Origin of the sequence: Duganella levis (genome assembly GCF_009857605.1) — a bacterium.
In the GTDB taxonomy this organism is placed as follows: Bacteria; Pseudomonadota; Gammaproteobacteria; order Burkholderiales; family Burkholderiaceae_D; genus Rugamonas; species Rugamonas levis.
Window position 1 is genome coordinate 1 of sequence record NZ_WWCT01000092.1, and the last position, 340, is coordinate 340.

At 73.8% G+C, this 340-nt stretch carries 1 pseudogene; it reads left to right on the forward strand.

Going from position 1 to position 340, the window contains the following annotated elements:
* Positions 1-340: pseudogene (locus tag GTP69_RS30920) on the forward strand (hypothetical protein); the annotation flags it as partial.

Consider the following 340-nt stretch of genomic DNA (forward strand, 5'->3'; position numbering starts at 1 on the left):
GCTGGCGACGGCGCAGGCGCAGCACGCCACCACGCAAGCACAGCAGGCGAGCACGCAGGCACAGCAGGCAAGCACGCAGGCGCGCCTGCTGGCGACGCTGGAACAGCGCGCGGCCGACACCGAGGCGCGCCTGGCGCAACTGGCCCAGCAGCAGCAGCTGGACCAGCAACAGCAGCAGCAGCAGCAACAGCACCTGGCCGAGCTGGCCACCCGCGTCGACCAGGCCAACCACGCCACCCAGGCGGCGCTGGCGCAGGCGCACGCCCTGCACCAGCAGCTGCAAGCCGTGTACGCCAGCACCTCGTGGCGGCTGACCGCGCCCTACCGCTACGCCGGCGGC